Genomic DNA, 20001 nt, shown 5'->3' on the forward strand with positions numbered 1-20001 from the left:
CTCGTCCTCCGGCCCGTCCGCGGTCCCGTTCCCGGCGCCCCCTACTCACGGTCCTCGGCCGTGGCGCGGCGGCGCATCGCGAGGACGCCCGCGAGGCCGACGAGCACGACGACGCCCGCGACGATCCCGATGATGACGCCGGTCGAGGTGGAACCGCCGGAGGAATCACCGGCGTTAGCCGGAACGGCGGACCACCAGCCCCAGTAGCCGTCCTGGCCGTAGATGTTGCCCGCCTTCGACGGCATGGTGGTGATCGACTCGATCTGGTCCGTGCGGTACGCCTCGACCGCGTTCGGGTAGGCCATGACGTTCATGTACCCGAGGTCGTACAGCCGCGACTCCATCTGCTTGACGAGACCGGCCCGCTTGGCCGGGTCGTACTCGGCGAGCTGCCGGGCGTACAGCCCGTCGTACGTCTTGTCGCAGATGAAGTTGTCGGTGGCGCCGGTGTCCTTGGGCGTGGCCGGGAGCGCCCCGCAGGTGTGGATGGAGAGCACGAAGTCGGGGTCGGGGTTGACGGACCAGCCGTCGAAGGCGAGATCGTACTTGCCGGCCAGCCAGGGGTCGGTGACGTTGTCCAGGCAGTCGAGCCGTACGCCGATGCCGAGCTTGCCCCACCACTCCTGCAGGTACTTGCCGACCGCCTTGTCGTTCGGGTCGGTGGCGTGGCACAGCACGCGGTAGTTCAGCGGCTTGCCGTCCTTGCCCACGCGCTTGCCGTCGGCGTTCTTCCTGTAGCCCGCCTCGTCGAGGAGTCGGGCCGCCCCGGCCGGGTCGTAGGCCAGCCTCCGGCTCGCCGAGGGCTTCCAGAAGTACGACGAGAAACGCGGCGGGATGTAGCCCTGCCCCTCGACCGCGTGGCCCTGGAACACCTTGTCGACGACCGTCCTGCGGTCCACCGCCATGAACAGCGCGTTCCGCACCCGCTGGTCCAGCAGGGACGGGTCGCCGTCACCGAACTTCTTGCCGTTCTTCGCCCGCGCGCCCGGGTTGGTGGCGAGGGCGTAGAAGCGGCGGCCGGGCGCGTCGTTGACGTGGATGTTCTTCTCGCCCTTGAGCGACGCTGCCTGAGCGGGCGTCAGGGAGGGGGAGCCCGCGACGAAGGAGACCTCGCCCTTGCGCAGCGCGGCGACGGCCGCGTCCTGGTCCTTGTAGTACCGGAAGACCAGCTGGTCGAACTTGGGCGCGCCGCGCCAGAAGCTCTTGTTGGCCTTCAGCCGCACATAGCTGTCGGGCTTGTAGGAGGTGAGGACGAACGGCCCGTTCCCCACGATCGGGAAGCTCTTGTCGTTGTTGAACTTCGAGAAGTCCCCGACCTTCTCCCACACGTGCTTGGGCACGATCGGCACGTCCAGCGCCGTCATCGTGGCCTGCGGCTTCTTCAGCCGGATCACCAGCTGGGTGGGGCTGGGCGCGGTGACCTTCTCGAAGTTGGCGACGAAGCTGCCGTTGGCGGTGCCCGCGCCCTCGTCGGTCATCATCTTCTCGAACGTCCACGCGGCGTCCTCGGCGGTGGCCTGCCGGCCGTCCGACCACTTGGAGTTCCCGCGGATCGTATACGTCCAGGTCAGCTTGTCCGGCGACGACTTCCACGCGGTCGCCAGGCCCGGGACGACATGCCCGTCCTTGGGGTCGTAGTTGGTCAGGTACTCGTACATCAGCCGGTGGATGCTCGTGCTGAGCAGCCGCACCGCCAGGAACGGGCTGAGGGAGTCGACGCTCTGTGCCACGGCGACGGTGAGCACCTTGTCACCCTGTGCGTTCCGGCTCTGCCCGCCCTCGCTCCGTTCTCCTCGGCCGCTCGCCGCGGCGGCCCGGGCCTGCTGCTGCGTGGCCGAGGCCGCCGGGGCCGCGACGCCGGCCGAGAGGAGGAGGGCGGCGGCGCCCGCGGCGGCGAGCAGCCGACTGCTCCTCGGGCGGCGGCCGGTACGTCCTCTGCCGTGCTGATCGTCTGTGTTCATGCTCGGTGACCTCGCGTCATCGCCCGCGGAAGACGGTTTGCGCCTTCCGCGGGGCGGGCTCGAACGGGCTTGATCGGGTGGCGCCGGCGGGAATGAAGTGAGTGTCTATCAGCGGCAGTCTGCGCGAGTCAACGGTACGTCAAACCCCATGTGGCCTGCGGAAACAACGCGTTGACCGTGGTGTCGCTCCCATTGGTCGAGACCACTGAAGCCGTCCTGGTGAGGGCGTGGCGGCCGATTCCCGCCGGTAAGGGACGCGAACGCGCGAAGGCCCGCGCCGAGAGAAACGGCGCGGGCCTGGAGCGGGTGCGGCCCGGACCGGGCCGCAGGATTCACTGCTGGGGCGGCGGAGGCGGGGTCTGCCCCTGCGGGTACTGCTGCCCCTGCGGGTACTGCTGCCCCTGCGGGGGCTGCGGCCGGCCGGGGTGCTGGGGATGCGGCGCGGAGTGGCCCGACTGCGGCGGGTACGGCTGGTCCGGGGCAGCGGGTCCGCCGGGCTGCTGCGGGTACGGCTGCTCCGGCGCGGGCGCGCCGTAGTAGGGCTGCGGCTGCGGTTGACCGGGCTGGGCCTGCGGCTGGCCGGGGTACGGCTGCCCCGGGACGGGCTGGCCGGGCTGCTGCGGGTAGGGCTGTCCCGGGGCCGGCCGGCCCGGCTGGCCGGGCTGCTGCGGGTGCGCGTACGGACCGGGCTGGCCGGGGATCGGCGGCTGACCCGGGACCGGCTGTCCCTGCACGGGCGGCTGCCCCGGAGCGGGCTGCCCGGGGATTGCCTGACCGGGGTACGGCTGACCGGGGTACGCCTGAGCGGGCAGGGGCTGACCGGGCATGGGCGGGGCCGCCACCGGCGGCGGGTTGCCGTCCGACGTCCACAGCCCGTGCGACTGCTGGTGCCGGACGAAGTCCTCGGCGACCATCGCCGCGAGGTTGAAGTACGCCTCCCGCACCTTCGGCCGCATCATGTCGAGGTCGACCTCGGCGCCGGCGGCCAGGTGCTCGTCGAAGGGCACCACGACGACGCCCCGGCAGCGCGTCTCGAAGTGGGAGACGATGTCGTCGACCTTGATCATCTTGCCGGTCTCGCGCACACCCGAGATGACGGTGAGGGAGCGCGCGACGAGGTCGGCGTACCCGTGGGCGGACAGCCAGTCCAGCGTCGTACTCGCACTGCTCGCACCGTCGACGGACGGGGTGGAGATGATGATGAGCTGGTCGGCCAGGTCGAGCACCCCGCGCATGGCGCTGTAGAGCAGCCCCGTGCCGGAGTCGGTGAGAACGATCGGGTACTGCTTGCCGAGGACGTCGATCGCGCGGCGGTAGTCCTCGTCGTTGAAGGTGGTGGACACGGCCGGGTCGACGTCGTTGGCGATGATCTCCAGGCCGGAGGGCGCCTGGGAGGTGAACCGGCGGATGTCCATGTACGAGTTGAGGTACGGGATCGCCTGGACGAGGTCACGGATGGTGGCCCCGGTCTCCCGGCGCACGCGGCGGCCGAGGGTGCCGGCGTCCGGGTTGGCGTCGATGGCGAGGATCTTGTCCTGCCGCTCGGTGGCGAGCGTCGCGCCCAGCGCGGTGGTCGTGGTCGTCTTGCCCACACCGCCCTTGAGGCTGATCACCGCGATCCGGTAGCACGAGAGCACCGGCGTGCGGATCAGCTCCAGCTTCCGCTGCCGCTCGGCCTCCTCCTTCTTCCCGCCGAGCTTGAACCGGCCCCCCGCGGCGGCCGGACGCCCGCTGCGCGCCTTCTGCTTCTTGTTGTTGAGCAGCCGGTCGGAGGACAGTTCCACGGCCGCGGTGTAACCCAGCGGCGCGGCACCGGGGTTGGTCGGTTGCCGCTGATCGTGCTGCATGGGCTGCGGCCAGGCGGCCCCCAGACGGGGGTCGACCGGCTGCTGCGGGGCGGCCTGCTGAGACGGCGCACCACCGGGTTGGCCCGGCGCCTGCGGGAAGCCGTAACCGGCATGCTGGGCTGGCGGGTTGGGAACGCCGGGGGCGTTCGCGTTCTCCGCGCCGGGGGCGTGGGGGAAGCCGTAGCCGCCGAGCTGGGCGGGCGGGGTGGGAATGCCCAGGGCCTGCGGGAAGCCGTAACCGCTCGGTTGCGCAGGAGGGTTGGGGGCACCGGGGGCGGCCGGAGCAGCCGGGGATCCCGGGGCACCGGGGGAGGCCGGCCGGTCCGGCGCGGGCTGGGCGGGGGCCGCCTGGGGGAAGCCGTAACCAGCCTGCTGTACGGGCGGGTTGGGCGCGCTGGGCGCGCCCGCGGTGCCCGGAGCACCGGGCTGGTCCGGCGCGGGCTGGGCCGGGGACGACTGCGGGAAGCCGTAGCCGCCGGGCTGGGCGTGCGGGGCGGAAGTGCCGGGGGCCTGCGGGAAGCCGTAACCGCCGGGTTGTGCGGGCGGGGTGGGCACGCCCGGGGTGGCCGGCTGGTCCGGAGTGGAGGGAGCCGGGGGCGATTGCGGGAAGCCGTAACCGTCCTGCTGTGCAAACGGGTTGGACGCGCTAGGGGCGCCAGGAGCGGCCGGGGGCGGCGGGAAGCCGTAACCGTTCGGCCGGCCGGGATCGTGCTGCCCGGGGAACGGCTGTCCTGCCGCTGCCGCGTCCTGGATCGGTCCACCGGCGTGGCCGGCGGACGACGGCTGGGCGGCCGGCGCGGCAGGGTCCGCAGCGGCAGGTGTGGGCTGGGCCGGCGGTGCGGCCGGACCCGGGGTGGCGGCCGCGGGCTGCGGGAAGCCGTATCCGGCCTGCGGGTTGGCGACCGGGGCGGGCGGCTGGACCGGGGGCCGCTGTGCGGCCGGGGTGCCGGGGTGGGGGAAGCCGTACCCGGCCTGCGGGGCGGAGTCCGGAGCGGACGGCGCGTTCCAGGCGGCGGGCGCGGGCATCGGCGCCTGAGGCTGGTAGGGCGGCTGCTGCCCGGGTACGGAAGGCTGGTCCTGCGCGTCTCCTGGCTGCGGCTGGGCGGGCCAGTGGGCGGCCGATGCGGGCGCGGCGGGCTGGTACGACGGCGGCAGTGGCGGCACCGCCCCCTGCGGCACCGGCGGCGGCCCCCAAGCGGCAGGCGTGCCCTGAGGCGCCTCGGCGGCGACCGGCGGAACAGCGTCCTGGGGCTCCGCGTCCTCAGCCCCCGCGTCCTGCGGCTCCGCGTCCCGGACCTCGGTTTCCTTGGGGTCCGCGCCCTGCGGAGCGGCGTCCTGGGGCTCGGCGTCGTACGGAACGGCGTTCTCGTGCTCCGCGTCCTGCGGCTCGGCGGTGTCCTCGGCCGCCGCGGCGACCGCGTCCTCGGACGCGCCGTCCACGGACTGGTCCTCGACGGGCACGACGTCGGCAGGCTCGGCATCCACGGCGGAGCCGTCCCCCGCCCCGGCCTCGTCGGTCACGGTCTCGTCGGCCTCGACCTCGGCCGCAACCTCGGCCTCGGTCTCCCCGTCAGCCGCAGCCTCGGTGTGGCCGGGCTCCTCGTCGACGGACTCCTCGCCCGCGGGCACTTCACGCGCCGCGACCTCGTCGTCCGTCGCGTCTTCTTCCGTCCCTGCCTCTTCTTCAGCCGAAAGGTGCGAGCCGACCGCCCCGGAATCGGAACCGGACTTGTAACCTGACTCGGCATCAGAACCGCCCGGAAGGACGGCCACATCGGCGTCGCTCGTCACATCGTCACGATCGGGCTCGTCCCCGGCGTTTGCGCCATTCGTCTCCGAGGCCTCGCCCTGCTCGTCGGCGGGCTCCGGCGAACCCTCGGCCGCTGCCGCCCGCTCCGCGATCTCCCGCTTCAGGGCGACGGCGGAGAACCGCATGGTGGCACCGCTTTCGAGGTCACCGGCCCCGAACTCCGCACCCTGCTCATGCTGCTGACCGGGTTCCTCCGCCTTCTCCTCCGCCTGTCCCTCGGCCTTCTCCTCGCCGGCCGGGGCGGCGGACCACTGCGACTGGAAGCCGCTCACCGCAATGCCGGGGACCGCGGCCGGGGACGCACCCTCTGCGGCGGACGCTCCGCCGGAAGCCCCCGGCTGCCCGGACTGCGGCTCGAACCCGCTGCCCATGGGCAGCCTGGGCACGGCGACGGGCCCCCCGGCGGACGGCGCCGGAGGGGCGGCGGGCGGCGTGTACGGAGCACCGGGCGCCGGAGCCGGCGGCGTGAAGGCGCCCCCGGGTGCGGGTCGCGGAGGCGAGTACGGCGCCCCCGGCGCGGGAGCCGGCGGTGTGAAGGGCGCACCCGGCGCGGGCGGGGGCGGGGGAGGAGGCGTGAACGGCGCGCCCGGCGCGATCGCATGGGGCGGCGGCGTCAGCCCCGGCACCGGCCCGCTCGGCGGCCTCGGCACACCGGATCCGCCAGGCCCGGCAGCACCGCCGGCCGCGGACCCGGCCGCGGACCCGGCCGCGGACCCGGGCGCGGCCGAGCCCCCCGAGGAGGACGCTCCGTCCCCCGCACCACCCCGCTGATCGGCCCCCGGTCCCGATCCGGTTCCAGAACCGGATCCCGATCCGGTTCCCGGCCCACCCGACGCGTTCTGCGTGTACCAGGCAGGCGGCGCGTAGTCGATGGTGAACTCGCCGGTCGTCTCGACGGCGGACGCCGCGTCGGGCTGGTCGTCGCCGGGCGTGGCCCAGCCCCCGCGGTTCCCGTCCCGATCGCTGCTCACAGTTCCTCCTGGTGTGGTCGAGCACCCTCAATGCCGTGCTGGGGCGACCATTTCTCGTCGTCCTCGGTCGTTCGAGGTCGTCCGATCCACCGGCTCCCCCCGGACGACGACACCCGGTCCACGGGTTCTGCCATCGCGCCCGGTACCAGCCTAATCACCACCGGGCTCACCCCGGCAGGCCTGTCCGCTCTCAGCGGTCGCCCACTCCGTCACAACCCGCCCGCAACTGCCGTACACAGCCCGTATCGGCGAACAAACCGGACAGCGTGCGTCAGCAACGTGAACAAGTAGGGCGGAAGGTGAAGAGACGTGACCGAACTGGATCCAACCGGCCCGACACGCAGGAGCCTTGAGGTCCTGAGCGGTCAACCCGCCCCATCGCACGCCCCGTTCGTCGACCACCGTGGGGCGACCGGCATAGTAGGGCCCCGTCCCGCGCACGGACCGGCGAGCGCGCCCGCACCCCCCACCACGCCCCGGAACCTCCCCGGAGCCCCGGGACGGCACCCGTGCGCCCGTTCCTGTCAGAAAGGGAACCCTTCGCGTGAGCTTCGGCCCACCCCCCTCCGTCTACACCCAGTCCGCGGTCGCGGCCGACCAGGCCCGCAGAAGACGCCGCCTCCGGCTCCTGGGCGGCGCCCTGGCCGTCGTCCTGATCGCCGCGCTCTGCGCCGGCGTCCGGCTCCTGTCGTCCGCGGGGGACGCCGGCGCGCCGGACGACGGCAGGGCGGCAGCCGTCGCCCAGAGCCCGGACGAGGTGCGGGAGACGGCCGAGAGGGCGTCCTCCTCGCCCGAAGGCCGGGAGATCATCGAGCACTACGAGGAGAACCTCGGCAAGGACCCGCGCTACGCGCCCGGCACCTGGGCCACCGACAAGATCGTCGCCCGGGGCGTCGCCAACCGTGTCGAGGGCTACAAGCTCACCTCGGACGACGACGAGACGGCCTGGAAGCTCGAACTGGGCGGCCACCTCTGTGCCACGAGCCGGGACGTGACCGCCGACGGCCGTACCGCGGTCGTGATCCAGCCGCCCAAGGGCGAGGCCGCGAGCGACAAGGGCGTCTGCGACCAGGTGGTGTTCCTCGACCTGAACACCGGCAAGAAGCTGTGGCAGCGGAAGATGCCCGCGGCCGACTTCGCCTACGTCACCAACACCGGCCTCACCCTGACCAAGGGCGTCGTCGCGGTGGCCTGGGGACGAGGCTCGGTGGCGTACGACATGAAGAGCGGCAAGCAGCTCTGGAACAGCACGACCACGTCCCAGTGCGAGGACAAGGGCTTCGCGGGCGGCCGCGCGCTGCTCGCCCTGGCCGCCTGCGGAGAGGCGCCCGACACCACCTACAAGGTGCAGAAGCTCGATCCGCGCACCGGCCGGACCCTGTGGACGTACAAGGTCGCCACCGGGATCGACGACGTCTTCCTGCCCTCCGCCGAGCCGCCCGTGCTCGCCGTCGCGGCCGGCGACACCATGGTGACCGACCTCATCACCCTCGACGGACAGGGCCGGCACCTCGCCACCATCTCCCTGAACGGCTACGACGCCAAGTGCGGTTCCCGGTACGCCTTCTCGCGCTTCTTCGGCGTGGTCGACGCCTGCGACGGCATGGTCGTGGGCCGGACCCAGGCCTACGTCATGAGCAAGGAGAACATCGCCATCGGTCAGCCGGCCGGCTGGATCGTGGCGTTCGACCTGAAGACGGGCCGGACGCGGGGCAAGTTCGACGGCCGTGAGTTCCAGGCGGTCGTTCCGGTGCGGATGAGCGGGGACGACCTCCTGATCTACCGTGCGGGCGCCGATTCCCTCGCCCCGGCGGCCCTGGTCCGCTGGAACCCGCGCACGGACAGGGAGACGCCGTACCTCCTCTTCCAGCTCCCGGAGGACGAGGCCTACGAGCTGAGTGATCCGGAGCAGACGGACATCGTCGTGGAGAAGGGCCGGATGTTCTTCGCCCCGCGGGAACTGGAGCGCGACGACGACAAGCCCAAGGCCAAGGTGCTGTCGCTGGCCGGCTACGCGAGCGCCGGGCTGAAGCACTGAAGTGCGCCCTAAGGGAGAGGGGGGTGGCACGCACGCGTGCCACCCCCCTCACCGCATCCGGTCCCGTCTCACCGCATCGGGCCCCGTGCGGCGCTCACTCCGCCGCGAGCCCCCCGTTGTGCGGCGCCGGCTCCAGGTCGAACTCCCCGTCGCGCGCGCCGAGCACGAACGCCCGCCACTCGGCCTCCGTGTAACGCAGCACCGTCGACGGGTCGAGGGACGACCGCATGGCGACGGCGCCCTCGGGAAGGTAGGCGATCTCGACGCGCTCCTCGTGCTCCTCCGTGCCCGGCGCGCAGTGCCACTCCACGCCCGAGATGTCGAGGGCGTACAGCTCGTCGCGCTCCCGCTCCTTGCGTGCCTTGATCTCCGCTTCCGTCTCCGCCATCGCGCAGCGACCCCTTCCCGACGTCCGTACGGTCCGACCGCTCACCCTAGTGCGCGCCGTGCCCCCACCAGCGCGGTTGCCGGGAGTGCGGCGAAGCGGCCCGCAACCGCCTGGTACCCTGAGTGACGGCCGTTTGTGTACGCGCCCCCGGAGCCCTCGCAGGTAGCCCCTGCAGGCCCTGGAGGCCGCGCCCAGCGGATCCCCGCCTTCCGAGTCATGGAAGTTCTCCCGAGAAGCAGACCGGGGGCACTCGGTGGCCACTCACAGACTATGAGGAGTACGCGTGTCGCTCGACGCCACTACGAAGAAGCAGATCATCGGCGAGTTCGGTACCAAGGAGGGTGACACCGGCTCCCCCGAGGTCCAGGTCGCTCTGCTGTCCCGTCGGATCTCCGACCTGACCGAGCACCTCAAGACCCACAAGCACGACCACCACTCCCGCCGTGGTCTGCTGATCCTGGTCGGTCAGCGCCGCCGGCTGCTGCAGTACCTCGCCAAGAAGGACATCCAGCGCTTCCGTGCGCTGGTCGACCGCCTCGGCATCCGCCGCGGTGCGGCGGGCGCCAAGTAGGACGCCGTGAAGGGAGCGGTTCCCGGGAGACAGGGAGCCGCTCCCTTTGCCGTACGCAGGGAAAGGCCGGCCGCCGCGGACGCGGAGAACCCGGCCGTACGTGCGGAAACGTGCGGAGTGTCACCGGCACTTTGTAGTGTGGTAGCACAACGCACGACGCAGGACACGGCGTGACAGGGCCTGCCCGTCCCGGGCCAGGCGTGGTCACGCACCACGAACGAGGAGAAGCGCACCTCGCCGCCGCCGGTCCTCGGTAGTGGCCCCCGGGGGGAAGCGAGCCCCGGGTGCTTCGATCGAAGACCGGCCCGCACCAGACGGAGCGCTTCTCCGCCACCGTCCCCCGGCCACACGGGCCGGACGGGACAAAAGACGACATGTAACGGAGAAAACGCTAGTGGAGAACGAGACCCACTACGCCGAGGCCGTCATCGACAACGGCTCCTTCGGCACCCGTACCATCCGCTTCGAGACGGGCCGCCTGGCCAAGCAGGCCGCCGGCTCCGCCGTGGCGTACCTGGACGACGACACCATGGTGCTGTCGGCCACCACCGCCTCCAAGAACCCCAAGGACCAGCTCGACTTCTTCCCGCTCACGGTCGACGTCGAGGAGCGCATGTACGCGGCCGGGAAGATCCCCGGTTCCTTCTTCCGCCGTGAGGGCCGCCCCTCCGAGGACGCGATCCTCACCTGCCGCCTCATCGACCGCCCGCTGCGCCCGTCCTTCAAGAAGGGCCTGCGCAACGAGATCCAGGTCGTCGCCACGATCATGGCGCTCAACCCCGACCACCTGTACGACGTCGTCGCGATCAACGCCGCGTCCGCGTCCACGCAGCTGGCCGGCCTGCCCTTCTCCGGCCCGATCGGCGGCGTCCGCGTCGCGCTGATCAACGGCCAGTGGGTCGCGTTCCCGACGCACACCGAGCTCGAGGACGCCGTCTTCGACATGGTGGTCGCCGGCCGCGTCCTGGAGGACGGCGACGTCGCGATCATGATGGTCGAGGCCGAGGCCACCGAGAAGACGATCCAGCTGGTCAAGGGCGGCGCCGAGGCCCCCACCGAGGAGGTCGTCGCCGCCGGTCTCGAGGCCGCGAAGCCCTTCATCAAGGTGCTCTGCAAGGCGCAGTCGGACCTCGCCGTCAAGGCCGCCAAGCCGACCGCCGAGTTCCCGATCTTCCTCGACTACCAGGACGACGTCCTGGAGGCGCTGACCGCCGCCGTCCGTTCCGAGCTCGCGCAGGCGCTCACCATCGGCGGCAAGCAGGAGCGCGAGAGCGAGCTGGACCGCATCAAGGCCCTCGCCGCCGAGAAGCTCCTGCCGAAGTTCGAGGGCCGCGAGAAGGAGATCTCCGCCGCGTACCGCTCGCTGACCAAGACCCTGGTCCGTGAGCGCGTCATCAAGGAGAAGAAGCGCATCGACGGCCGCGGTGTCACCGACATCCGCACCCTGGCCGCCGAGGTCGAGGCCATCCCGCGGGTGCACGGCTCCGCCGTGTTCGAGCGTGGCGAGACCCAGATCCTGGGCGTCACCACGCTGAACATGCTCCGCATGGAGCAGCAGCTGGACACCCTCTCCCCGGTGACCCGCAAGCGCTACATGCACAACTACAACTTCCCGCCGTACTCCACCGGCGAGACCGGCCGCGTCGGCTCCCCCAAGCGCCGCGAGATCGGCCACGGCGCCCTCGCCGAGCGCGCCCTGGTCCCGGTCCTGCCGGCGCGCGAGGAGTTCCCCTACGCGATCCGCCAGGTCTCCGAGGCCCTCAGCTCCAACGGCTCGACGTCGATGGGCTCGGTCTGCGCCTCCACCATGTCGCTGCTGAACGCCGGTGTGCCGCTGAAGGCCCCGGTCGCCGGTATCGCCATGGGCCTGATCTCCCAGGAGATCGACGGCGAGACGCACTACGTCACCCTCACCGACATCCTCGGTGCGGAGGACGCCTTCGGCGACATGGACTTCAAGGTCGCCGGCACCAAGGAGTTCGTCACCGCCCTCCAGCTCGACACCAAGCTGGACGGCATCCCGGCCTCCGTCCTGGCCGCCGCCCTCAAGCAGGCCCGTGACGCCCGCCTCCACATCCTCGACGTGATGATGGAAGCGATCGACACGCCGGACGAGATGTCCCCCAACGCGCCGCGGATCATCACCGTGAAGATCCCGGTCGACAAGATCGGCGAGGTCATCGGCCCCAAGGGCAAGATGATCAACCAGATCCAGGAGGACACGGGCGCCGAGATCACCATCGAGGACGACGGCACGATCTACATCGGTGCCGCCGACGGCCCGTCCGCCGAGGCCGCCCGCACCACGATCAACGGCATCGCCAACCCGACGATGCCCGAGGTCGGCGAGCGCTACCTCGGTACGGTCGTCAAGACGACCACCTTCGGTGCGTTCGTCTCCCTGCTGCCCGGCAAGGACGGTCTGCTGCACATCTCGCAGATCCGCAAGCTCGCCGGCGGCAAGCGCGTGGAGAACGTCGAGGACGTCCTCGGCGTGGGCCAGAAGGTCCAGGTCGAGATCGCCGAGATCGACTCCCGCGGCAAGCTCTCCCTCGTCCCGGTGATCGAGGGCGAGGAAGGCAGCGAAGAGAAGAAGGACGACGCCGACCAGTGACGTCCCGTGGCTTCAAGGCGACGGCCCGCACCTCTCCGGAGGCGCGGGCCGTCGCCCGTACCCAAACCCTGATCAAGGGCACCAACGGCATCGGCACCGTCCGCAGGACAACCCTCCCCGGAGGCCTGCGCATCGTCACCGAGACCCAGCCCTCCGTGCGCTCGGCCACCTTCGGCATCTGGGCCCACGTCGGCTCCCGCGACGAGACCCCCTCGCTCAACGGCGCCACGCACTACCTGGAGCACCTGCTCTTCAAGGGCACCGGACGCAGGTCCGCCCTGGACATCTCCGCCGCCATGGACGCGGTCGGCGGCGAGATGAACGCGTTCACGGCGAAGGAGTACACGTGCTACTACGCACGCGTGCTCGACAGCGACCTGCCGCTCGCCATCGACATCGTCTGCGACATGCTCACCGGCTCGCTGATCCAGGAGGAGGACGTCGACGTCGAGCGCGGCGCGATCCTCGAGGAGATCGCGATGACCGAGGACGCCCCCGGCGACTGCGTGCACGACCTGTTCGCGCACACCATGTTCGGCGACAACCCGCTCGGCCGCCCGGTCCTCGGCACGGTCGACACGGTCAACGCGCTCACCGCCGACCGCATCCGCCGCTTCTACAGGAAGCACTACGACCCGACCCACCTCGTCGTCGCCTGCGCCGGCAACATCGACCACCAGAAGGTCGTACGCCAGGTCCGCGCCGCCTTCGAGAAGGCGGGAGCCCTCGGGGACCTCGACGCCGCGCCCATCGGCCCCCGCGAGGGCCACCGCAGCGTCCGCACGGCCGGCAAGGTGGAGCTGCTCGGCCGCAAGACCGAGCAGGCGCACGTCGTCCTCGGCATGCCCGGCCTGCCCCGCACCGACGACCGCCGCTGGGCCCTCGGCGTGCTGAACACCGCCCTCGGCGGCGGGATGTCCTCCCGGCTGTTCCAGGAGGTCCGGGAGAAGCGCGGCCTGGCCTACAGCGTGTACTCCTACACCTCCGGCTTCGCCGACTGCGGCCTGTTCGGCGTGTACGCGGGCTGCCGCCCGAGCCAGGTGCACGACGTGCTGAAGATCTGCCGCGACGAATTCGACCACGTCGCCGAGCACGGCCTGTCCGACGAGGAGATCGGCCGCGCCATCGGTCAGCTGCAGGGTTCCACGGTCCTCGGCCTGGAGGACACGGGTGCGCTGATGAACCGTATCGGCAAGAGTGAGCTGTGCTGGGGCGATCAGATGTCCGTCGACGACATGCTGGCCAAGATGGCCGCGGTGACCCCCGACGAGGTCCGCGCGGTCGCCCGGGACGTCCTGGGCCGGCGCCCGTCGCTGTCGGTCATCGGCCCGCTGAAGGACAAGCAGGCCTCCCGTCTGCACGACGCCGTCGCCTAATCCCTCCGGTAAGGAAGCAACAGATGAGCAAGCTGCGCGTGGCGGTCCTCGGTGCCAAGGGCCGGATCGGATCCGAGGCGGTACGAGCGGTCGAGGCCGCCGAGGACATGGAACTGGTCGCCGCCCTCGGCCGGGAGGACAAGCTGGAGACCCTGGTGGAGACCGGCGCCCAGGTGGTCGTCGAGCTGACCACCCCCGCCTCGGTCATGGGCAACCTGGACTTCTGCGTCCGGCACGGCATCCACGCCGTCGTCGGCACCACCGGCTGGACCGACGACCGCCTCGCGCAGCTGAAGGGCTGGCTCGCGCAGTTCCCGGAGACCGGGGTGCTCATCGCCCCGAACTTCTCCATCGGGGCCGTGCTGACCATGAAGTTCGCGCAGATCGCGGCGCCGTACTTCGAGTCGGTCGAGGTCGTCGAGCTGCACCACCCGAACAAGGCCGACGCCCCCAGCGGCACCGCCACCCGCACCGCCCAGCTCATCGCCGAGGCCCGGGCCCGGGCGGGCTCGGCCCCGGCGCCGGACGCGACCGTCACCGCCCTGGAGGGCGCCCGCGGCGCCGACGTCGACGGGGTGCCCGTGCACGCCGTGCGGCTGCGCGGCCTGCTCGCCCACCAGGAGGTCCTGCTGGGCGGCGAGGGCGAGACCCTCACCATCCGGCACGACTCCCTCCACCACAGCAGCTTCATGCCGGGCATCCTGCTCGGCGTGCGCCGCGTGGTGACCACTCCGGGGCTGACCTTCGGCCTGGAACACTTCCTCGACCTGAACTGAGCCCCGAGCCCCTCATGCGCGCGAAGATCACCTACCTCGTCACGGCTGCCGTCCTCGTCTTCTACTTCGTCCTGGTCGGCAGCCGCGGCGTCATGCTCATCGAGTCCGGCACGCCGGTGACCGTCACCTTCGGGATCGCCGTGCTGGTCCTCCCGGTGATCGGCCTGTGGTTCCTGTGGAAGAACACCCAGTTCGTCCGCAACGCCAACCGGCTCGCCGCCGAACTCGACGCCGAGGGCGGCCTGCCCGTCGACGAGCTGCGGCGCACGCCCGGCGGGCGTATCGACCGCGACTCGGCGGACGAGGTCTTCGCCCGGCGCAAGGCCGAGACGGAGGCGTCCCCCGACGACTGGCGCAGCTGGTTCCGCCTCGCCGTCGCCTACCACGACGCCCAAGACACCCCCCGTGCCCGCAAGGCGATGCAGCGGGCCATCGCCCTGCACGACGGCAAGCCGCCGGTCGAGGCCGCCTGACGCTCGCGCACCCCGCCGCCGGCCGCGGTGACGCCGCTGGGCCCGGACCGCACACGCGGTCCGGGCCCAGCTGTGTCACCCACGTGTCAGCCGTGCCGCTGCTCCTCGGCCCACGCCTCCACCGCGTCCGCCGCCCGGTCGAACGCCTCGACGCGGCCCAGGAAGTCGGCGTTGTGCGTGGTCAGCAGCGGCGGTGCGTCACCGTCGGCGCGGTCCCCGCGGACCAGCACCAGCGCCTGGCCCTGCACCGTGCGCGGCAGCCCCAGCCAGCGCACCGGCTGCTGCACCGTGCGCACGCTGACGACCCGCGCCCACGGCGTCGTACGGCTGACGAGGAAGCAGACCTGGCGCAGTCCACGCGGGCTCACCCACACGCCCATGCGCAGCAGCCGCAGCGCCCCGGCGATGACCACCAGCGCGACACCGAAACAGAACCCGGCCTCGGACACACTGGCGGTCAGCGCGATGACGACCGCCGCGAACAGCACGAACGAGGCGAGCAGCAGCAGGAGGGCGGCCGAGCCCACCCGCCACGGGCCGGGCCGGTAGGGGCGCCGCCAGCGCTCGCGATCGTCGAACGGCAGCGCGACGTCGTCCGCGGTGTCGAAGGCACGGTCGGCCGTCAGGAAGGGCAGGGGCACGGCGGGTCCTCACTCGTTCCATGCGTGGGCTGTGCCCGGTGAGGTTATCCGCCTGTGTCCCCGCTCACCACCCACGGGGGCCGAGCCGGTGCCCTCCGCTCCGCACGGGCCGCGCCGGACGGCCGGCCGGGCGGTCATGGCCCGCTCAGTGCCCGGGGGACGCCTGGGACTGCGGTGTCTGGGCGGGGGAGTGACTGATCGACAGAGCCGGCATCCCGAGGATCAGAGACCCCACGAGACCGGCGACGATGGTGAGGCCCAACAGGCAGCGACCGGCTATGCGGCCGACGGACGCCCGCTCGCGGGGCGGCGGGGTGACATTGCTGCGGAACCTGTCGGCCTCGGAGACGAAGGCGAACGGGACGGGCTCACGCCGACGGGACATCTGGGGTGCTTCTCCCTTCACGGATCGAACGAGTCATTCTCACCGATACAGACGAACGAAGGACCACCGGGGTGCCCCCTTTCACCGACTTCATCGCGGCCCGGCGCCGAACGTAGAGTGGCGTCCTCAAGCGACGAGACCGGAAGGCCCTGCGAACCGTGACCCCCGACGACGACTTCAAGATCGATCTCCGTAGCGACGTCACCGTCGAACTGGTGAAACACAGCGCGGCCGACTCCGACGTGCTGTTCGCGGCCCGCGTCTCCACGGTCGGTGAGCAGTCCCTGGACGAGCTGAACAAGGACCCGGAGCGCTCGAAGGGCCTGATCAACTACCTGATGCGGGACCGCCACGGCAGCCCCTTCGAGCACAACTCGATGACCTTCTTCATCAGCGCGCCGATCTTCGTCTTCCGCGAGTTCATGCGGCACCGCGTGGGCTGGTCCTACAACGAGGAGTCCGGCCGCTACCGGGAGCTCCAGCCGGTCTTCTACGTGCCGGGCGAGTCCCGCAAGCTGGTGCAGGAGGGCCGCCCGGGCAAGTACGTCTTCGTGGAGGGCACCCCCGAGCAGCACGAGCTCGTGGGGCGGGCCATGGAGGACTCCTACCGCGACGCCTACCGGACCTACCGCCGGATGCTCGAAGCCGGCGTCGCCCGCGAGGTCGCCCGTTCGGTCCTCCCGGTGGGCCTGTACTCGTCGATGTACGCCACCTGCAACGCCCGCTCGCTGATGCACTTCCTCGGCCTGCGCACCCAGCACGAGCTGGCCCAGGTGCCGTCCTTCCCGCAGCGGGAGATCGAGATGGTCGGCGAGCGGATGGAGGCCGCGTGGGCCGAGCTCATGCCGCTCACCTACGCCGCTTTCAACGCCAACGGACGGGTCGCGCCGTAAGTGCTTTCCGGGCCGGTACAGATGTACGGGTCAGCCGCGCGAAGTGTCCGTATTGCGGCATTTAGTGAAGTTCATCTAGCCTGATCAAACGGGTCCGGCACTGCTTGAACCCCCGAGCAGGCAGTGCCGGGCTCCATCCTTGTCACGACTTGTCGCCCGACCCGAGGGCAGACCCCGCAGTGAGCAGCGAGTAGCGTGTTACCCATGGCTCCGACCTCGACTCCGCAGACCCCCTTCGGGCGGGTCCTCACCGCCATGGTCACGCCCTTCACGGCGGACGGCGCACTCGACCTCGACGGCGCGCAGCGGCTCGCCACCCACCTGGTGGACGCAGGCAACGACGGCCTGGTGATCAACGGCACCACCGGCGAGTCCCCCACCACCAGTGACGCGGAGAAAGCGGACCTCGTACGGGCGGTCCTGGAGGCCGTCGGAGACCGCGCGCACATCGTGGCCGGCGTCGGCACCAACGACACCCAGCACAGCATCGAGCTGGCCCGCGCCGCCGAGAAGACCGGCGCCCACGGCCTGCTGACCGTCACGCCGTACTACAACAAGCCCCCGCAGGAGGGCCTGTACCGGCACTTCACGGCCATCGCGGACGCCACCGGGCTGCCCGTCATGCTGTACGACATCCCGGGCCGCAGCGGCGTGCCCATCAACACCGAGACGCTCGTCCGCCTGGCCGAGCATCCGCGGATCGTGGCCAACAAGGACGCCAAGGGCGACCTCGGCCGCGCCGGCTGGGCCATCGCCCGCTCCGGCCTCGCCTGGTACTCCGGCGACGACATGCTGAACCTGCCGCTGCTCTCCATCGGCGCGGTCGGCTTCGTGTCGGTCGTCGGCCACGTCGTCACCCCGGACCTGCGCGCCCTCGTCGAGGCGTACACCTCCGGCGACGTGCAGAAGGCCACCGAGATCCACCAGAAGCTGCTCCCCGTCTACACCGGCATGTTCCGCACCCAGGGCGTCATGACCACCAAGGCCGCGCTCGCCCTGAGCGGACTGCCCGGCGGACCGCTCCGGCCGCCCATGATCGAGCTCACTCCCGAAGAGACCGAGCAGCTCAAGATCGATCTTGCCGCAGGCGGGGTACAGCTCTGACAACAAGACTTCGCGAGATCCCTCGCACCGCCCGGTTCCCCACCGGGCTCCACAACTGAAGAGGCGGGACCACCGGTGCCCGCGATCCACAACGACAACTGCTCATGCACGAACGTCACCCACGCCACGTGCCCGCCGGTACGTGGCGTGCGTGGTTGAGGAGAGTCTTTTGAGTCATCCGCATCCTGAACTCGGTTCACCCCCGAAGCTCCCCGAAGGAGGCCTGCGGGTCACCCCGCTCGGCGGCCTCGGCGAGATCGGCCGGAACATGACCGTCTTCGAGTACGGCGGCCGCCTGCTGATCGTCGACTGCGGAGTGCTCTTCCCCGAGGAGGAGCAGCCCGGAATCGATCTGATCCTGCCGGACTTCACGTCGATCCGGGACCGTCTCGACGACATCGAGGGCATCGTCCTCACCCACGGGCACGAGGACCACATCGGCGGCGTCCCGTACCTGCTCCGCGAGAAGCCGGACATCCCGCTGATCGGCTCCAAGCTGACCCTCGCCCTGATCGAGGCCAAGCTCCAGGAGCACCGCATCCGCCCGTACACGCTCGAGGTGGCCGAGGGCAACCGCGAGCGCGTCGGCCCCTTCGACTGCGAGTTCGTCGCCGTCAACCACTCCATCCCGGACGCCCTCGCCGTCGCCATCCGCACCCCCGCGGGCATGGCCGTGCACACCGGCGACTTCAAGATGGACCAGTTGCCGCTGGACAGCCGGCTGACCGACCTGCACGCGTTCGCCCGGCTCAGCGAGGAGGGCATCGACCTCCTCCTCAGCGACTCCACGAACGCCGAGGTGCCCGGCTTCACCCCGCACGAGCGCGACATCTCCAACGTGCTGCGGCAGGTCTTCGGCGGCGCGCGCAAGCGGATCATCGTGGCGAGCTTCGCCAGCCACGTCCACCGCATCCAGCAGATCCTGGACGCGGCCCACGAGTACGGCCGCCGGGTCGCCTTCGTCGGCCGCTCCATGGTCCGCAACATGGGCATCGCCCGCGACCTCGGCTACCTGAAGGTCCCGCCGGGCCTGGTGGTGGACGTCAAGACCCTGGACGACCTGCCCGACCACGAGATCGTGCTGGTCTGCACGGGCTCGCAGGGCGAGCCGATGGCGGCTCTGTCCCGCATGGCCAACCGCGATCACCAGATCCGCATCGTCCAGGGCGACACGGTGATCCTGGCCTCGTCGCTCATCCCGGGCAACGAGAACGCGGTGTACCGGGTCATCAACGGCCTGACCCGCTGGGGCGCCAACGTCATCCACAAGGGCAACGCCAAGGTGCACGTCTCGGGCCACGCCTCGGCCGGCGAGCTGCTGTACTTCTACAACATCTGCCGCCCGAAGAACCTGATGCCGGTGCACGGCGAGTGGCGCCACCTGCGCGCCAACGCCGAACTCGGCGCCATGACCGGCGTGCCGCACGACCGCATCGTCATCGCCGAGGACGGTGTGACCGTCGACCTCGTCGAGGGCAAGGCCAGGATCTCCGGCAAGGTCCAGGCCGGTTACGTCTACGTCGACGGCCTCTCGGTCGGCGATGTCGGCGAGCCCGCCCTGAAGGACCGGAAGATCCTCGGCGACGAGGGCATCATCTCGGTCTTCGTGGTGGTGGACTCCACCACGGGCAAGATCACCGGCGGTCCGCACATCCAGGCCCGCGGCTCGGGCATCGACGACTCCGCCTTCGGTGACGTCGTCCCGAAGATCTCCGAAGCGCTGGAGCGGTCGGGCCGGGAGGGCGTCGCGGAGGTCCACCAGCTGCAGCAGCTCATCCGCCGCACGCTGGGCAAGTGGGTGTCGGACACCTACCGGCGCCGGCCGATGATCCTCCCGGTCGTCGTGGAGGTCTGACACGGCGTTCGATCCTTCGTACGCCTGAACTAGGAGCGGGGAGCCTCGATTTGCATCGAGGCTCCCCGCTCCAGTACGTTTACGGCTCCGCCAGGACGGGAACCCCGGGACGCCTCGTGCGCTCCGGAGGACGCTCCCGGAGGGGCGGGAAAACCGGCTCAGAACCTCTGATAAAGTCGGAACCGCCGGAAAGGGAAACGCGAAAGCGGGAACCTGGAAAGCACCGAGGAAATCGGGTCGGAAAGATCTGATAGAGTCGGAAACGCAAGACCGAAGGGAAGCGCCCGGAGGAAAGCCC

15 protein-coding genes and 1 pseudogene are annotated in these 20001 nt (G+C 71.2%); 10 read left to right on the plus strand and 6 right to left on the minus strand.

The genetic code is table 11. From position 1 onward, the window contains the following. Positions 1 to 41: 41 nt before the first annotated feature. Entirely contained in the window at positions 42 to 1961 is a 1920-nt protein-coding gene (locus tag ACIQ9G_RS32665) for an ABC transporter substrate-binding protein (protein ID WP_403616914.1), read from the minus strand. Between the two features lie 332 nt (positions 1962 to 2293). After that, positions 2294 to 6004 carry an AAA family ATPase gene (locus ACIQ9G_RS32670; protein WP_403616937.1) on the minus strand — a complete coding sequence of 1237 codons (3711 nt, stop codon included), beginning with the start codon at positions 6002 to 6004 and terminating at the stop codon, positions 2294 to 2296. Positions 6005 to 6191: 187 nt separating this feature from the next. Between ACIQ9G_RS32670 and ACIQ9G_RS32675 the strand changes: the two genes are divergently transcribed. Further along, complete coding sequence (locus tag ACIQ9G_RS32675) at positions 6192 to 6389, plus strand: hypothetical protein (protein ID WP_403616940.1); 198 nt, start codon at positions 6192 to 6194, stop codon at positions 6387 to 6389. A gap of 71 nt (positions 6390 to 6460) precedes the next feature. Here the strand turns inward: ACIQ9G_RS32675 and ACIQ9G_RS32680 are convergent. After that, positions 6461 to 6589: pseudogene (locus tag ACIQ9G_RS32680) on the minus strand (SCO5717 family growth-regulating ATPase); the annotation flags it as partial. Positions 6590 to 7133: 544 nt separating this feature from the next. Here ACIQ9G_RS32680 and ACIQ9G_RS32685 point away from each other — a divergent pair. Then, the gene (locus tag ACIQ9G_RS32685) at positions 7134 to 8627 is read left to right on the plus strand and encodes a PQQ-binding-like beta-propeller repeat protein (RefSeq protein WP_403616916.1); all 1494 of its coding nucleotides are present in this window, start codon (positions 7134 to 7136) and stop codon (positions 8625 to 8627) included. 94 nt (positions 8628 to 8721) lie between these two features. Here the strand turns inward: ACIQ9G_RS32685 and ACIQ9G_RS32690 are convergent, their stop codons facing one another. Beyond that, the gene (locus tag ACIQ9G_RS32690) at positions 8722 to 9015 is read right to left on the minus strand and encodes a DUF397 domain-containing protein (protein ID WP_356193190.1); all 294 of its coding nucleotides are present in this window, start codon (positions 9013 to 9015) and stop codon (positions 8722 to 8724) included. Between the two features lie 283 nt (positions 9016 to 9298). Here ACIQ9G_RS32690 and rpsO point away from each other — a divergent pair, with 283 nt between their 5' ends. From rpsO to ACIQ9G_RS32715, 5 genes are all read left to right on the plus strand, one after another. Then, a complete protein-coding gene (gene rpsO / locus ACIQ9G_RS32695) occupies positions 9299 to 9586 on the plus strand; it encodes a 30S ribosomal protein S15 (RefSeq protein WP_403616919.1) in 288 nt (95 codons plus the stop codon). A 394-nt stretch (positions 9587 to 9980) separates the two neighbouring features. Beyond that, entirely contained in the window at positions 9981 to 12200 is a 2220-nt protein-coding gene (locus ACIQ9G_RS32700) for a polyribonucleotide nucleotidyltransferase (protein ID WP_392196467.1), read from the plus strand. Then, positions 12197 to 13576, plus strand: coding sequence for a M16 family metallopeptidase (locus tag ACIQ9G_RS32705; RefSeq protein ID WP_403616921.1), 1380 nt, complete (start codon positions 12197 to 12199; stop codon positions 13574 to 13576). The genes ACIQ9G_RS32700 and ACIQ9G_RS32705 overlap by 4 nt, the downstream gene beginning before the upstream one ends. Positions 13577 to 13599: 23 nt before the next feature. Next, positions 13600 to 14352, plus strand: a complete 753-nt coding sequence (dapB, locus tag ACIQ9G_RS32710) for a 4-hydroxy-tetrahydrodipicolinate reductase (protein WP_403616923.1) — start codon at positions 13600 to 13602, stop codon at positions 14350 to 14352. Positions 14353 to 14366: 14 nt separating this feature from the next. Continuing rightward, positions 14367 to 14825 carry a hypothetical protein gene (locus ACIQ9G_RS32715; RefSeq protein WP_403616925.1) on the plus strand — a complete coding sequence of 153 codons (459 nt, stop codon included), beginning with the start codon at positions 14367 to 14369 and terminating at the stop codon, positions 14823 to 14825. Positions 14826 to 14911: 86 nt separating this feature from the next. Here the strand turns inward: ACIQ9G_RS32715 and ACIQ9G_RS32720 are convergent, their stop codons facing one another. Further along, the gene (locus tag ACIQ9G_RS32720; protein WP_403616927.1) at positions 14912 to 15466 is read right to left on the minus strand and encodes a hypothetical protein; all 555 of its coding nucleotides are present in this window, start codon (positions 15464 to 15466) and stop codon (positions 14912 to 14914) included. 145 nt (positions 15467 to 15611) lie between these two features. Then, positions 15612 to 15851 (minus strand): hypothetical protein, encoded by a 240-nt coding sequence (locus tag ACIQ9G_RS32725; protein WP_403616929.1) that lies wholly within the window; start codon positions 15849 to 15851, stop codon positions 15612 to 15614. 149 nt (positions 15852 to 16000) lie between these two features. On the opposite strand from ACIQ9G_RS32725, the gene thyX reads away from it, so the two are divergent. The 3 genes from thyX (at position 16001) to ACIQ9G_RS32740 (ending at position 19703) form a co-directional block, all read left to right on the plus strand. Next, entirely contained in the window at positions 16001 to 16744 is a 744-nt protein-coding gene (gene thyX / locus ACIQ9G_RS32730) for an FAD-dependent thymidylate synthase (protein WP_392196490.1), read from the plus strand. A gap of 204 nt (positions 16745 to 16948) precedes the next feature. Further along, positions 16949 to 17848, plus strand: a complete 900-nt coding sequence (dapA, locus tag ACIQ9G_RS32735; protein WP_403616931.1) for a 4-hydroxy-tetrahydrodipicolinate synthase — start codon at positions 16949 to 16951, stop codon at positions 17846 to 17848. 169 nt (positions 17849 to 18017) lie between these two features. After that, positions 18018 to 19703: a ribonuclease J gene (locus ACIQ9G_RS32740; RefSeq protein ID WP_403616934.1), complete on the plus strand. Its 1686-nt coding sequence runs from the start codon at positions 18018 to 18020 to the stop codon at positions 19701 to 19703. The last annotated feature ends 298 nt before the right edge of the window (positions 19704 to 20001 follow it).

It is taken from the genome of Streptomyces sp. NPDC096152 (genome assembly GCF_044763235.1).
Taxonomy (GTDB): Bacteria; Actinomycetota; Actinomycetes; order Streptomycetales; family Streptomycetaceae; genus Streptomyces.

Coding starts and splice junctions, on each gene's coding strand:
- ACIQ9G_RS32665 (WP_403616914.1), bottom strand. CDS start 1,961: ATGAACACAGACGATCAGCACGGCAGAGGACGTACCGGCCGCCGCCCG.
- ACIQ9G_RS32690 (WP_356193190.1), bottom strand. CDS start 9,015: ATGGCGGAGACGGAAGCGGAGATCAAGGCACGCAAGGAGCGGGAGCGC.
- dapB (WP_403616923.1), top strand. CDS start 13,600: ATGAGCAAGCTGCGCGTGGCGGTCCTCGGTGCCAAGGGCCGGATCGGA.
- ACIQ9G_RS32715 (WP_403616925.1), top strand. CDS start 14,367: ATGCGCGCGAAGATCACCTACCTCGTCACGGCTGCCGTCCTCGTCTTC.
- ACIQ9G_RS32725 (WP_403616929.1), bottom strand. CDS start 15,851: ATGTCCCGTCGGCGTGAGCCCGTCCCGTTCGCCTTCGTCTCCGAGGCC.
- dapA (WP_403616931.1), top strand. CDS start 16,949: ATGGCTCCGACCTCGACTCCGCAGACCCCCTTCGGGCGGGTCCTCACC.